The sequence below is a fragment of the Rhizobium sp. TH135 genome (assembly GCF_002855515.1).
GTDB lineage: Bacteria > Pseudomonadota > Alphaproteobacteria > Rhizobiales > Rhizobiaceae > Allorhizobium.
The window spans coordinates 239,494-253,538 of the sequence record NZ_PKRP01000006.1; the positions used below are offsets into that span (position 1 = coordinate 239,494).

General features: G+C 62.1%; 12 protein-coding genes. 7 read left to right on the forward strand and 5 right to left on the reverse strand.

What is annotated here, in order from left to right; genetic code table 11:
- Positions 1–210 precede the first annotated feature (210 nt).
- The 4 genes from C0V73_RS18645 (at position 211) to C0V73_RS18660 (ending at position 5,521) form a co-directional block, all read left to right on the forward strand.
- Positions 211–1,809, forward strand: coding sequence for a peptide ABC transporter substrate-binding protein (locus C0V73_RS18645; RefSeq protein WP_102021503.1), 1,599 nt, complete (start codon positions 211–213; stop codon positions 1,807–1,809).
- 61 nt (positions 1,810–1,870) lie between these two features.
- A complete protein-coding gene (oppB, locus tag C0V73_RS18650; protein WP_102021504.1) occupies positions 1,871–2,794 on the forward strand; it encodes an oligopeptide ABC transporter permease OppB in 924 nt (307 codons plus the stop codon).
- Complete coding sequence (locus tag C0V73_RS18655; protein ID WP_102021505.1) at positions 2,787–3,911, forward strand: ABC transporter permease subunit; 1,125 nt, start codon at positions 2,787–2,789, stop codon at positions 3,909–3,911. The genes oppB and C0V73_RS18655 overlap by 8 nt, the downstream gene beginning before the upstream one ends.
- 2 nt (positions 3,912–3,913) lie before the next feature.
- The gene (locus C0V73_RS18660) at positions 3,914–5,521 is read left to right on the forward strand and encodes an ABC transporter ATP-binding protein (RefSeq protein ID WP_102021719.1); all 1,608 of its coding nucleotides are present in this window, start codon (positions 3,914–3,916) and stop codon (positions 5,519–5,521) included.
- Between the two features lie 35 nt (positions 5,522–5,556).
- On the opposite strand, the gene C0V73_RS18665 is transcribed toward C0V73_RS18660, so the two are convergent.
- Positions 5,557–6,474, reverse strand: a complete 918-nt coding sequence (locus C0V73_RS18665) for a diacylglycerol kinase family protein (RefSeq protein ID WP_102021506.1) — start codon at positions 6,472–6,474, stop codon at positions 5,557–5,559.
- Positions 6,475–6,723: 249 nt separating this feature from the next.
- Here C0V73_RS18665 and C0V73_RS18670 point away from each other — a divergent pair, with 249 nt between their 5' ends.
- A complete protein-coding gene (locus C0V73_RS18670) occupies positions 6,724–7,950 on the forward strand; it encodes an MFS transporter (protein WP_102021507.1) in 1,227 nt (408 codons plus the stop codon).
- Here the strand turns inward: C0V73_RS18670 and C0V73_RS18675 are convergent.
- A complete protein-coding gene (locus C0V73_RS18675) occupies positions 7,939–8,337 on the reverse strand; it encodes a helix-turn-helix domain-containing protein (protein WP_102021508.1) in 399 nt (132 codons plus the stop codon). The genes C0V73_RS18670 and C0V73_RS18675 overlap by 12 nt on opposite strands.
- Before the next feature lie 124 nt (positions 8,338–8,461).
- On the opposite strand from C0V73_RS18675, the gene C0V73_RS18680 reads away from it, so the two are divergent.
- Complete coding sequence (locus C0V73_RS18680) at positions 8,462–9,484, forward strand: zinc-binding alcohol dehydrogenase family protein (RefSeq protein ID WP_102021509.1); 1,023 nt, start codon at positions 8,462–8,464, stop codon at positions 9,482–9,484.
- 51 nt (positions 9,485–9,535) lie between these two features.
- On the opposite strand, the gene C0V73_RS18685 is transcribed toward C0V73_RS18680, so the two are convergent.
- From C0V73_RS18685 to C0V73_RS18695, 3 genes are all read right to left on the reverse strand, one after another.
- On the reverse strand, positions 9,536–9,943 hold the full coding sequence (locus C0V73_RS18685) for a helix-turn-helix domain-containing protein (RefSeq protein ID WP_102021510.1): 408 nt from the start codon (positions 9,941–9,943) through the stop codon (positions 9,536–9,538).
- A 305-nt stretch (positions 9,944–10,248) separates the two neighbouring features.
- Positions 10,249–10,863 carry a L,D-transpeptidase gene (locus tag C0V73_RS18690; protein WP_102021511.1) on the reverse strand — a complete coding sequence of 205 codons (615 nt, stop codon included), beginning with the start codon at positions 10,861–10,863 and terminating at the stop codon, positions 10,249–10,251.
- Positions 10,864–11,117: 254 nt separating this feature from the next.
- Entirely contained in the window at positions 11,118–12,782 is a 1,665-nt protein-coding gene (locus C0V73_RS18695) for an electron transfer flavoprotein-ubiquinone oxidoreductase (protein ID WP_102021512.1), read from the reverse strand.
- 326 nt (positions 12,783–13,108) lie between these two features.
- Here C0V73_RS18695 and C0V73_RS18700 point away from each other — a divergent pair, with 326 nt between their 5' ends.
- Complete coding sequence (locus tag C0V73_RS18700) at positions 13,109–14,020, forward strand: NAD(P)-dependent oxidoreductase (protein ID WP_102021513.1); 912 nt, start codon at positions 13,109–13,111, stop codon at positions 14,018–14,020.
- Positions 14,021–14,045: the final 25 nt, after the last annotated feature.

Below are 14,045 nucleotides of genomic sequence, written 5' to 3' on the forward strand. Positions count from 1 at the left end.
TCAAGCCGCCCCTGTCGCATTTTTGACAGCAAATGACGCGATAATTTTATTTCGTCATAAAACGGTCACGCGAAATCTTCGGTCCAAGTCACAGGCAAACGATCAAATCTCCTCCCCAAAATTGGGGTAGCCGCAGAAAATGCGGGTTGTGTCGGCTTCCTGAATAATCTTCTCTCCCTTTCCGTTAACGTGAACTGGGAGTTCCAAACGATGTCTATCCAGACGCGCCGGCTGCTCGGCACCTCTCTTCTCCTCACCTCCTTGATGTTTGGCGCGAGCCAGGCGCTGGCCGAAGTCGTGCTTCATCGCGGCAATTCCGGCGAGCCGCAGACGCTCGATCAGGCCAATACCTCGATCGACATCGAGGCCTTCATTCTGAAGGATCTCTATGAGGGTCTGACCATCTATGACGCCAAGGGCGAGATCGTCCCGGGCGCTGCCGAAAGCTGGACAATTTCCGACGACGGCACGGTCTACACCTTCAAGATCCGCGAAAACGCCAAGTGGTCGGACGGCTCGCCGGTAACGGCTGAAGACTTCGTCTACTCGATCCAGCGCGTCCAGAACCCGGAAACCGCTGCCAAATACGCCAACATCCTTTACCCGATCAAGAATGCCGAAAAGGCCAACAAGGGTGAAGCGAAGCTGGAAGACATCGGCGCGAAAGCCGTCGACGCAAAGACGCTGGAAATCACGCTGGAGCGCGCAACGCCGTTCTTCCTCGAACTGCTTGCCCACCAGACCGCCCTTCCCGTTTCCAAGGCCAGCCTCGAAAAGAACGGCAAGGACTTCGTCAAGCCGGGCGTGATGGTATCGAACGGCGCCTACAAGCTCGAAAGCCATGTACCGAACGACAACCTCGTCGTGGTGAAGAACGAACATCACTGGGATGCCGCCAACACCCAGATCGACAAGGTTGTCTTCTACCCGATCGACGATCAGGCCGCTTCGGTCCGTCGTTTCGAAGCGAAGGAAATGGACCTCGTCTACAACTTCTCGGCCGACCAGATCGACCGCTTGAAGGAAAGCTATGGCGAGCAGGTCCGCGTTTCTCCGTCGGCTTCGACCTATTACTACGTGTTCGACACCCGTCAGGAGCCCTATAGCGACGTGCGCGTCCGCCAGGCCCTGTCGATGGCCGTTGATCGCGACTTCCTGGCCGAGGAGATCTACTCCGGTGCACAGCTGCCGACCTACTCCCTCGTTCCGGATGGTCTCGGTGGCTATGCTGCAGCCAAGGCCGACTTCGCCGAGATGTCGCAGCTCGACCGCGAAGACAAGGCAATCGAACTGATGAAGGAAGCCGGTTACGGTGAAGGCGGCAAGCCGCTCAACATCGAGATCCGCTACAACACCAACCCGAACCACGAGCGCGTCGCAACCGCGATCGCCGACATGTGGAAGAACACGTTCGGCGCCAGCGTCACCATGACGAACCTCGACGTCGCCTCGCACTACGCCTACCTGCAGGAAGGCGGCGCCTTCAACGTTGCCCGCGCAGGCTGGGTTTCGGACTATGCGGATGCGGAAAACTTCCTCGCCCTCAACGTCTCGACCAACACCTCGTTCAACTACGGGAAGTACAACAACCCGGAATTCGACGCGCTGATGGCCAAGTCCTACACCGAGGCCGATGCCGAAGCCCGCAAGAAGATCATGCATGACGCCGAAGTCATCCTGATGCGTGATCAGCCGATCGCTCCGCTGATGAGCACGGCCAATCTGTGGCTGGTTTCCGACCGCGTCAGCGGCTGGCAGGACAACGCCGCCAACGAGCATCTCAGCCGCTTCCTTCGCGTCGCTGAATAATCTCGTCACGTGACCGGACGACGCACGGGCAAACCGCGCGTCGTCCTCTCAGGAGCAGGACATGACATCCTTTGTACTCCGGCGGCTCATGAGCGCCGTTCCGACGATCTTCATCGTCGTCACCATTTCATTCTTTCTGATGCGGTTTGCGCCCGGCGGCCCCTTCAATCTCGAGCGCCCGCTACCGCCCCAGACGATGGCCAACATCATGGCCACCTACAAACTCGACCAGCCGCTGATCAGCCAGTATCTGAGCTATATCGGCAATGCCGTCACCGGCGATCTCGGTCCGAGCTTCATCTACAAGGACAACACCGTTTCCGAACTGATCGGCAAGGCCCTGCCGTATTCGATCCAGCTTGGCGGGATTGCGATCCTGGTCGCGCTTATCGGCGGCGTCCTGCTCGGCACGGTCGCTGCACTCAGGCAAAACAGCACGATCGATTTCGCCGTCATGTCCTTCGCGACTGTTGGCGTGACGATCCCCAATTTCGTCGTGGGTCCGGTGCTGACGCTCCTGTTCGCCGTAATCCTCAATTGGCTGCCCGCCGGCAGCTGGGGTGATGGATCGCTGCGCTATCTCATCCTGCCGGTTACGGCGCTGGCGCTGCCGCAGCTCGCGGTCTTTGCCCGCCTTACCCGCGGCGCGATGATCGAAGCCCTGCATACCGACCATATTCGCACGGCACGCGCCTACGGCCTGCCATCGCGCGTGGTCGTCGTCACGCATGCCATGCGCGGCGCGATGCTGCCGATCGTCTCCTATCTCGCACCTTGTGCCGCCGCACTTCTGACCGGCTCCGCCGTGGTCGAGACGATCTTCACCATCCCCGGTGTCGGTCGATACTTCGTGCTCGGCGCGCTCAACCGCGACTATCCCCTCGTCATGGGCACCGTCATCCTCGTCGCCGTGTTCGTGATCGTCTTCAACCTGTTGGTTGACATCGCCTATGGCCTGCTCGATCCGAGGGTTCGCAATGACTGATACCACCCTTTCCCCTCAGCCCGAGATCGCCGGACGCAGCCTGGCACAGCTCGCCATGATGCGCTTCCGGCGCAACAAGGCCGCGATTACCGGCTGCGTGCTCCTGGTCTTCATCACGCTTTTTTCCTTCGCCGGCCCCTTCTTCGTGGCCCACAGCTACGACCAGGTCTTCTCGTCTTATGTCAGCGTGCCGCCAAGCCTCTCGCCGCGGCCCGACCCTGAGACACTCCAGGAAGTCGCCGAAAGTGTCGCCCAGCGGGCAAGAGTGACGCTCGACAGCTTCACTGTTGAGAGCGGCCGCTTCACGGCCGTGGTGAGCTCGGATGAAGAAATCGATCCGCGCACGATCCGCTATTTCGACCGCAACAACGAGTTCAAGAATTCGGAAGTCGTGGAAACGGCGGCGGACGGTCGAAGCCTTACCGTGTCCGGAACCGTGGATCAGGTCACCTTCCCCTTCGGCACGGATTCGAACGGTCGCGACCTGCTCGTCCGCGTCATGCTCGGCGGGCAGATCTCGCTTGCCGTCGGTCTCGCCGCCAGTTTGGTCTCGCTCGGCATCGGTGTCGTCTATGGTGCGACCTCGGGCTATCTCGGTGGCCGCGTCGACAATGTCATGATGCGTATCGTCGAGATCCTCTATTCGCTGCCTTTCGTCTTCCTCGTCGTGGTGCTCGTGGTCTTCTTCGGGCGATCGGTGATCCTGATCTTCCTGGTGATCGGGGCGGTGGAATGGCTTGAAATGGCCCGCATCGTGCGCGGCCAGACGCTGTCGCTCAAGCGCCGCGAATTCGTCGGTGCGGCCGAAGCGCTGGGCCTGACCGACTGGCAGATCATCCGCCGCCACATCATCCCGAACACGATCGGCCCGGTCATCGTCTTCGTCACCGTCATTGTGCCGAAGGTCATCCTGCTCGAGAGCTTCCTGTCCTTCCTCGGCCTCGGTGTTCAGGCGCCACTCGCCAGCTGGGGCACGCTGATCTCGGAAGGGGCGGCCAGCATGCAGAACGCACCCTGGCTGCTGATCTTCCCGGCGATCTTCTTCGTGACGACACTGTTTTCGCTGAATTTCGTGGGCGACGGCCTGCGGGATGCACTGGATCCGAAGGACCGATGAGCATGGACGACAAGACAAACAACGAAACCGTGCTCGACGTTTCCGACCTCAAGGTGACTTTCGCGACACCGGACGGCACGGTCGAGGCGGTCAAGGGCATCAGCTTTTCGGTGAAGAAGGGCGAAACGCTCGCCATCGTCGGCGAGAGCGGCTCAGGCAAGAGCCAGACGATGATGGGCATCATGGGCCTGCTCGCCAAGAACGGCGACGTCACAGGCACGGCCGTCTATGGCGGCCGGAACATCGTCGGCCTTCCGGTCGGCGAGCTCAACAAGGTACGCGGCGCCAAGATCACCATGATCTTCCAGGAGCCGATGACTTCGCTCGATCCGCTCTACCGGATCGGCAAGCAGATCGCCGAACCGCTGATCCATCACCGCGGCATGAGCAAGACGGAAGCGCGCGCCCGTGTGCTGGAACTGTTGAAGCTCGTCGGCATTCCCGACCCTGAGCGGCGCATCGACAGCTATCCGCACGAAATGTCGGGCGGCCAGCGCCAGCGCGTGATGATCGCGATGGCCTTGGCCAACGAGCCCGACGTGCTGATCGCGGATGAACCGACGACCGCGCTCGACGTTACCATCCAGGCGCAGATCCTCGATCTGCTGGCTGACCTGCAGAAGCGCTTCGGCATGGCGATCGTGCTGATCACCCACGACCTCGGCGTGGTCAAGCACGTGGCCGACCGTGTCGCTGTCATGCGCAAGGGCGAGATTGTTGAGACGGGCAGCCGCGACGCGATCTTCGGCAATGCCCAGCACGACTACACCAAGATGCTGCTCGCCGCCGAACCGACGGGCACCAAGCCACCGCCGGCAGACGATGCCCCGGTGGTTCTGGAAGGCCGAAATGTCACCGTCGATTTCGACATCGGCAGCGGCGGTTTCCTGCGCCCGAACCGCACGTTTAGGGCGGTCGATCAGGTGAGCGTCCGGCTCCGCCAGGGCCAGACGATCGGTATCGTCGGTGAGTCCGGTTCGGGGAAGTCGACGCTCGGACGCGCTCTGCTGAAGCTGCTCGCAGCCGATGGCGCCTTCCGCTTCGAGACGGCTGATATCACCAAGCTCGACCGGGCCGGCATGCGCCCCTTCCGCAAGCAGCTGCAGCTGGTGTTCCAGGATCCGTATGGCTCACTCTCACCGCGCCAGACGGTCGGCGAGATCATCACCGAGGGTCTTTACGTCCACGAGCCGCAGCTCAGCCGCGCCGAGCGTGACGCGCGCGCCATTGCTGCTCTCAAGGAGGTCGGGCTCGATCCGGGAGCGCGCAATCGCTATCCGCATGAGTTCTCCGGCGGCCAGCGTCAGCGTATCGCGATTGCACGCTCGATGATCCTGAAGCCGAAGGTTGTCATCCTCGACGAACCGACCTCGGCGCTCGACCGGTCTGTCCAGCGACAGGTGATCGAACTCCTGCGCGACCTGCAGGACAAACACGGCCTGTCTTACGTCTTCATCAGCCACGACCTCTCGGTCATCAAGGCGATGTCGGACCATGTGATCGTCATGAAGAACGGCAAGATCGTCGAACAGGGCGCGACCGAAGAGATCTTCGAGCGGCCGGCAGAAGACTACACACGCGACCTGATCGCGGCGGCCTTCAGCCATTGAGACGACGGCGCCCGGCTGGTCCGGGCGCCCTTCCCTCACACTACCGGCTGCGGTTGGGGGACGAGAACCTTGAGTTCGCCGGCATGGATCTTGATTTCGACGTCTGCCGGCATGCGCAACAGTTCGCCGTCCAGTACACAGGCCGCGCCCTTGCGATGCCTCGGGAAATGCAGCCGCACCATATCGGCGGTCGACGCGGTCACCGCTTCGTTGTCCTTGAACTTGCCCCTGATGATGTCGAAAGCGAGAAGCCCGACGCCGGTCGGCTCGAGCGGTGCTGCGAGATAGACACCCAGCTTGCCGGTATCGACACGATCGGCAAAGAACAGCGAATTGTTGCCGAGCGGATTGTTGGAGACCGAGATCGCCGATACCGGGCGCTCGTCGCTATTGCCGTCACCGTTCATGTCGAAGACGACATCGAAACGCGGCGGGTCGAGCATGACGCCAAAGGCCGCACTGGTGCTTGCCCGCATCTTGCCGAGGCGTGAGGCGAAGTTCATCTGATTGCGCATGCGCACCATGCGGGCGTGGAGGCCTGCGGAAAACTGGTGGACGAAGGGGCGGCCATTGGCGGTTGCGATGTCGACATCGGCAATTTCGCCGTTCGCGAGCACGTCCAAGACCTTCCAGATGTCGAGCGGCAGTTTCAGCGAGCGCGCGAAAAGGTTCATCGTACCGGCCGGGATCACACCGAGCGGCAGCTTTGCCTTCCAGGCGACCGCGGCGGCCGTCGAGATGGTTCCATCACCGCCACCTGCGAGCAGAGCCTCGACCCCAGGCGTTGCGGCAGCCTTCTCCAGCGCCTCGACGATCTCGTCCCCACCGACCACCGTACAATCGAGCTCATGGCCTCTTGCGGCAAAGGCGCGGTTTGCGTTCTCGCAATAGGTCTGCATGTCGGTGGTCTTAAACGTACCACCGTCACGATTGAGTACTGCCTTGATCTTCATCTCGCCCTTTCGCGGCCCAGAAAGGGCCGAAGCTCAGAACGCCTCGGCCTGTGAAAAGTTTCCTTGTGGCAGAGATCGATAGCATTTGAGCAATTTTCAAGGCCAGGAGCAAAAGCCTTTGCCGCAGTGCACACCGATATGATAAATAACAATTCTCATTTCAATTGGCTTCCGGGCCTTTCTTCCATCGCCGCTTCCTGAAGAAGCTTTTTGCGCCACGTGTCCCGCGCCGGCGCGCAAGGTGTTTGCATGACCGATTGTTCGACCCTGGCCCAGCCCCTCGATTCACGAGGGAGCGAAGCACAAACGCTGACCGCAACCACCATTCTCCTGATCGAACTGGCGCTTGCCGCCGGCGGCTTCGGGATTGGCACCGGCGAATTCGTCATCATGGGCCTGCTGCCGGAGGTCGCACACACCTATGGCGTGACGGTTCCCCAGGCCGGCCATGTGATCAGCGCCTATGCGCTCGGCGTCGTCATCGGCGCACCGATCATCGCTGCACTCGCTGCAAAACTCCCGCGCAAGACGCTGCTCTTGATGCTGATGGGCGTCTTCGCTGTCGGCAACTTTGCGAGCGCACTCGCCACCGAATTCTCGACCTTCACACTACTGCGATTCATCACCGGCCTGCCGCATGGTGCCTATTTCGGAGTGGCGGCGCTGGTGGCCGCCTCCATGGCGCCGCCGAACCGTCGCGTGCGCGCCGTAGGCCGCGTCATGCTGGGTCTTACCATCGCCACCCTGATCGGCACACCGATCGCGACCTTTCTCGGCCAGCTGATGAGCTGGCGCGCCGCCTTCTTCCTGGTCGCGGCAATCGGCGCGATCACCGTGGCGCTGATCGCGCTCTATCTGCCGAAGGATGAAGTGGCTGAGGGCGCCAGCATCCGCCGCGAGCTTTCCGCCTTCGGTCGCCTGCAGGTCTGGCTGTCCTTCGGTGTCGCGGCCGTCGGCTTCGGTGGGATGTTTGCGATCTTCAGCTATATCGCCAAGACCGTGACCGATACTGCCGGCCTTCCGGCCAGCATGATCGCCGTGGTGCTTGCCCTTTTCGGCATCGGCATGAATGTCGGCAACATCGTCGGCAGCCGCATGGCGGACTATTCGCTGAAAGGCACGATCGGCGGCATGCTCGCCTTCAACATCGTGCTGATGGCCGTCTTCTCGCTGACAGCCCACAATCCCGTCATGCTCTGCATCTGCGTGTTTCTCACCGGCTGCGGCTTTGCCGCCTGCCCGGCTGTCCAGACCCGCCTGATGGATGTCGCAGCCGACGCCCAGACGCTGGCCGCCGCCACCAACCACTCCGCCTTCAACATTGCGAACGCGCTCGGCGCCTGGCTTGGTGGCCTGGTCATCGCGGCCGGCTATGGCTACGGCGCCACCGGTTACGTCGGCGCGGTGCTCTCAGCCTTCGGCCTGATGATCTTCCTCATTTCCGTGGCGCTCGAAAAGAACCCGTCACGCGGCTGAGGCCGTCTCCACGATTACATCGGGCTCGATCATGTGGCGCTCGCCATCCCGGCATTCGACATGGCGCGTGCCCCACTGTTCGAGCACCATGATAACAGGACGCAGGCTCTGTCCGAGCGGCGTCAGCGCGTAGTCAACGCGTGGCGGCACCACCGGATGGACGGTGCGCGTCACAAGCCCCTGCTCCTCCAGCTCACGCAACTGCTTGGTCAGCATGCGCTGGGTCACCGCCTGCAGCCTGCGGCGCAGCTCGCTGAAGCGCAGCGTGCCGTCGACCAGCAGGTGATAGAGGATAACGCCCTTCCATTTGCCGTCGAGAAAGCTGAGCGTCGTCTCGACCGGGCAGCCTGGAAACGCGTTGGTCATCTTGGCGCGTGGTCGCGACATGGGCAGTATCCTTTCTGATGCCGAGGTTCATTTCTGTGCCTACGAACACAAAATGTGCATTCTTGCGCAGCTCCCATCTATGTCCTTAATGGGCAGCGTGCAAATGCAAGACAGGAGTTGCCCCATGCGAGCCATCGGTTTCCACACGCCCCAGCCCATCACCTCGAACGAGGCCCTGGTCGATCTCGACCTGCCTATCCCTGAGGCTTCCGGCCATGACCTGCTGGTCGAAATCAAGGCCGTCTCGGTCAATCCCGTCGACACCAAGGTTCGCCGCAACCACACGCCGGCAGCCGGCGAGGCGCGCATTCTCGGCTATGACGCGGCCGGCGTGGTCAAGGCCGTCGGCTCTGACGTGACGCTCTTCAAGCCCGGTGATGAGGTCTACTATGCCGGCGCGATCGGGCGCCCTGGCACCAATGCGGAATACCATCTCGTCGACGAACGTATCGTCGGCATCAAGCCGAAGTCGCTGTCCTTTGCCGAGGCTGCCGCCCTGCCGCTCACCGCCATCACCGCCTATGAGGCATTGTTCGACCGGCTCAAGGTCGCCGATCCCGTGCTGGGTGCCGAACGGGCAATCCTGATCACTGGCGGTGCGGGCGGTGTGGGCTCGATTGCCATCCAGCTCGCCAAGACGCTGACGGATCTCAAGGTCATCGCGACCGCCTCCCGGCCCGAGACGGCCGACTGGGCAAAGTCACTCGGTGCCGATCACGTGATTGACCACAGCAAGCCGCTCGCTGAGGAATATGCAAAGCTCGGCATCGGCGCACCCGCGTTCATCTTCTCGGTCACGCATTCGAGCCAGCATCGGCTGGCGATGGCCGAAATCATCGCGCCGATGGGCCGCATCTGCCTGATCGACGACTTTCCGGAAGGGTTCGACATTCTCGCCTTCAAGATGAAGGTCGTGTCGCTGCATTGGGAGTTCATGTTCTCGCGTCCGATGTTCCAGACGCCTGACATGATCGAGCAGCACAAGCTGCTGACGCATGTCGCTGAGCTGATCAACAGCGGCAAGATCCGCACGACGCTCGACACGGTGCTGGGGCCGATCACGGCGGAGAACTTGCGCAAGGCGCATGCCATCATCGAAAGCAACCGGGCGCGCGGCAAGATCGTGTTAGAAGGCTTTCCGGCCTGAGCCTCGGCGCGTTGCGGGGCCGCCCTTTTCGGGCGGCCATCGTTGCCGGCGTCAGGCCGCCGAGCGCATGATGGCTTCACTGCCAACAGGCATCTGGCAAGGCTTCAGTGCGGCGTCTTCCACGGCAACGAGATTTTCCTGGCCCCAGCGGCCGAGGGCCTGGATGACCGGCTCGAGGCTGCGGCCGAGCGGGGTCAGCGAGTAGTCGACGCGGGGCGGTACGACCGGATAGACGGTCCGGGCGACGAGGCCCGCGACTTCCATTTCGCGCAGCTGCTTGGACAGCGTGCGGTGGGTGATCGTGGACAGGAGCTTGACCAGTTCGTTGAAGCGAAGGACCTCGTCACGCAGAAGATGATGGAGGATGACACCCTTCCATTTTCCGTCGAGGAGCTGGAGGGTCGCCTCGATCTGGCATCCACCAAGGTCGGATAAGCCGGATTTTGTCTCGCGAGCCATTCAAATTTCCTTCTCAAATCTCGACACGTCGACCGAGACGCGTCTGTTCCCACTTAGTCCTGACCGGCGAAAGCGGAAAGCCTCAAACCGGTCGGATTTGGTCGACACAGCGTCAACACCTGCTTCGACGCGCGACGGCACCGAAAAGTTTCACTGCGGGGAGATTGGGGCGAAGTCGCGAGGCGGAAAGACCGATTTCGCACTCGTGAGTTTGCGTGACAGGAGAGTGTCACGGACCGATCAAAAACGCGTGGCGCTGGTCGCGAGACCAGCGCCATTCAAAATCCTAGGGGTTTATGCGGCGATCAGGCCTGCATGACCACGACCTTGGAGCCGACGTCGACGCGGGCGTAGAGATCGATCACATCGTGGTTCATCATGCGCACGCAGCCGGACGACATGGCCTGGCCGATCGACCAGGGCTGGTTGGTGCCGTGGATGCGGAACATGGTGTCGTTGCCGCCGCGGTAGAGATACATGGCGCGGGCGCCGAGCGGGTTGTTCGGGCCGCCGGGCAGACCGCCTGCATATTTCAGGTTCTTTTCCGGATCGCGGCGGATCATGTTCGGCGTCGGTGTCCAGGTCGGCCATTCGGCCTTGCGACCGACATAGGCGTTGCCGGCAAGCGCCAGACCCGCGCGGCCAACACCGATGCCGTAGCGCATGGCGCGGCCACCGCCCAGCACGTAGTAGAGCCGGCGCTCGGGCGTATTGACCACGATCGTGCCTGCCGGATGCGATGTCTCATAGGCCACTTCCTGGCGGCGCAGCTCAGGCTTGATCTTTTCGAGCGGTACCTTCTTCAGCGGAAAAGGTTCATCCGGGATATCGCCATACATGGCCTGCTGGTTGGGAACGGACTGGCAGCCGGCCAGGAAAAGCGGCAGGCCGAACAGGAGACCGCGGCGGGAAATGGTCATGATTCAGGCGTCCTCGGGATACGATTCGTTGTCCAGGAGCCTAGAAATTTATGGTTAATGGCGGGTTAAATCTGAGGGTCGCCGTTAAGAGAGATGGCGAAGATGGGGCAGCCGGCAGCCATGCTCGCCCCAGCCATCAGATGCAAAAAGGGCGGCCTTTCGGCCGCCCTTCAAGAAAATCACATGTTCGGATAGACCGGCCCTTCACCGCCAAGTTCCCGGCGGCGGTCCGTGCGGGCCTGCCTCCCGAACATTTACATGTTCGGATAGACCGGCCCTTCGCCGCCTTGGGGCGGTACCCAGGTGATGTTCTGGTTCGGGTCCTTGATATCGCAGGTCTTGCAGTGGACGCAGTTCTGGGCGTTGATGACGAAGGTTTCCTCGCCATCCTTCTCTACCCACTCATAGACGCCCGCCGGACAGTAGCGCGTCGAAGGGCCTGCATAGATGCCCAGCTCGGAACGCTTCTGCAGGTCCATGTCCTTGACCTTCAGATGGACCGGCTGATCCTCTTCGTGGTTAGTGTTGGACAGGAAGACCGAGGAGAGGCGGTCGAAGGTCAGCACACCATCCGGCTTCGGATAGGCGATCGGCTTGTGCTGCGCTGCCGGCTCGAGCGATGCCGCATCGGTCTTGCCGTGCTTCAGCGTGCCGAAGAAGGAGAAGCCGAGGAGCTGATTCATCCACATGTCGATGCCGCCGAGGCCAACGCCAAGCGCCGTGCCGAGCTTGGACCAGAGCGGCTTGACGTTGCGGACCCGCTTCAGGTCTTTGCCGATATCGGTCGAGCGCCATTCGTTCTCGATCTCGATCGGCTCGTCATTGGCGCGGCCGGCTGCAATCGCCTCAGCGATCTTCTCAGCCGCCAGCATGCCGGAGAGCACAGCGTTGTGAGAGCCCTTGATGCGGGGCACGTTGACGAGACCGGCGGAACAGCCGATCAGCGCGCCGCCCGGGAACGACAGCTTCGGCACCGACTGGTAGCCGCCTTCGGTGATGGCGCGGGCGCCGTAAGAGAGACGCTTGCCGCCTTCGAAGGTCTTGGCGATCGCCGGATGCGTCTTGAAGCGCTGGAATTCTTCGAAGGGGTAGAGATAGGGGTTTTTGTAGTTCAGGTGCACGACGAAGCCGACGGCGACCATGTTGTCTTCGAGGTGGTAGAGGAAGGAGCCGCCACCGGTCTTCATGCCGAGCGGCCAGCCGAAGGAGTGCTGCACGAGGCCCGGCTTGTGGTGCTCGGGCTTGACCTGCCAGAGCTCCTTAAGGCCGATGCCGTACTTCTGCACATCGCTTTCGCGCGAGAGGTCGAACTTGGCGATCAGCTGCTTGGCGAGCGAGCCACGCACGCCTTCAGAGATCAGCACATATTTGCCGAGCAGTTCCATGCCGCGGGTATAGGCCGGGCCCGGCTCGCCGTTCTTCTCGATGCCCATGTCGCCGGTCGCGACGCCGATCACCGCGCCCTCATCGTTGTAGAGCACTTCCGCTGCTGCAAAGCCCGGATAGATTTCGACGCCGAGCGCTTCTGCATGGGCGCCCAGCCAACGACAGACATTGCCGAGCGAGACGATGTAGTTGCCGTGATTGTTCATCAGCGGCGGCATCAGCATGTTGGGCAGGCGGATGGAGCCGGCGGGTCCAAGGAAGAGGAACTGGTCGTCGGTGACTGCGGTCTTGAACGGGTGATCGGCCTCTTCGCGCCAGCCGGGGATCAGCTTGTCGACGCCGATGGGATCAACCACGGCACCGGACAGGATATGCGCACCGACTTCGGCGCCCTTTTCGAGCACGACGACGGTCAGGTCCGGATTGACCTGCTTCAGCCGGATCGCAGCCGACAGACCGGCCGGGCCTGCGCCCACGATCACGACGTCGAATTCCATGCTTTCGCGTTCAGGCAGTTCCATCTCGGTGCTCATTCGTCATTCCTCGCCAGGCGGTGCTTTCCGCCTTCCTCCTTGACAAAACCCAGCCGGATTGTCGAGCCGAAGCGCGACGCGCCAAGGCGCAAATTCCGGCAGGGCGGTGTGAAGTCGCAGAATATCTTACGTGCACGTAAGGGTCAATGCGACGATTTCGCAGCGTTGGGTGAAGCCCTTCGCTGACACTCGGCCCCCGCCCTTCCAACGAAAAGTGCGGTGACCTGTTCCGCCTGCGTCAAATCCTGTCGCTCGCCAAAATCTGCCTTTGAACCCTTCCCCGCTTTGTCGCAGTCTCTGCCAAAACGCCAGCAGGGGAACACGACATGGCATTCACTTATGGTTTCATCGGGCTCGGCCATCTCGGCCGCCACCTCGCCGGCAGTCTGGTCAGGGCGGGCTTCACCGTAGTTGTCAATGATCTCGATCCCGACAATGCCAAGGAGCTTGTCGCCGCCGGGGCGCGGTTTGCGGCAGATCCTCAAGCGGTGGCCGAAGCCGTCGATGCCGTCATCACCTGTCTGCCCTCTCCGAAAGTCAGCGAACGGGTGCTGACCGGCGAGCGCGGCATTCTGAAAGGCCTCAAACCCGGCGCCACCTGGATCGAGATGAGCACGCTCGACGAGCAGGAAGTCCTGCGCCTCGGCAAGGTCGCCGCCGATGCCGGCGTGCGCACGCTGGAATCGCCCGTCACCGGCGGCGTGCATCTGGCCGCCTCCGGCGAGATCACCGTGATCATCGGCGGGGACAGCGACCTCTACGATCTGCATCTCCCGGCCTTCCAGGCCATGGGCAAGCAGATCTTCCGCGCCGGGCCGCTCGGCAAGGCAGCGGTGATAAAGGTCATCACCAACATGCTCGCCTTTATTCACCTGATCGCCACCGGCGAAGCGCTGATGCTGGCAAAGAAGGGCGGCATCGACCTCACCGACGCCTTCAACATCATCAAGGCCTCCTCGGGCAACAGCTTCGTGCACGAGACCGAAGGCCAGGTGATCCTGAACGGCAGCTACAACATCAATTTCACCATGGATCTCGCCGTGAAGGACCTCGGCTTCGCACTCGGCTTCGGTCGCGAGTTTGGCGTGCCGCTCGACCTCGCAGGCCATGCCCTGCAGACCTTCATCCGCGCCCGCGTAGCCTATGGCGGCGACGCTTGGTCGTCGCAGGTGGTGAAACTTCTGGAGGACGCCACCGGCACGGACCTGCGTGCACCCGGCTTTCCGGCGGAGCTCTGAGAGGGACCGACAGGTCGGGAAAGGC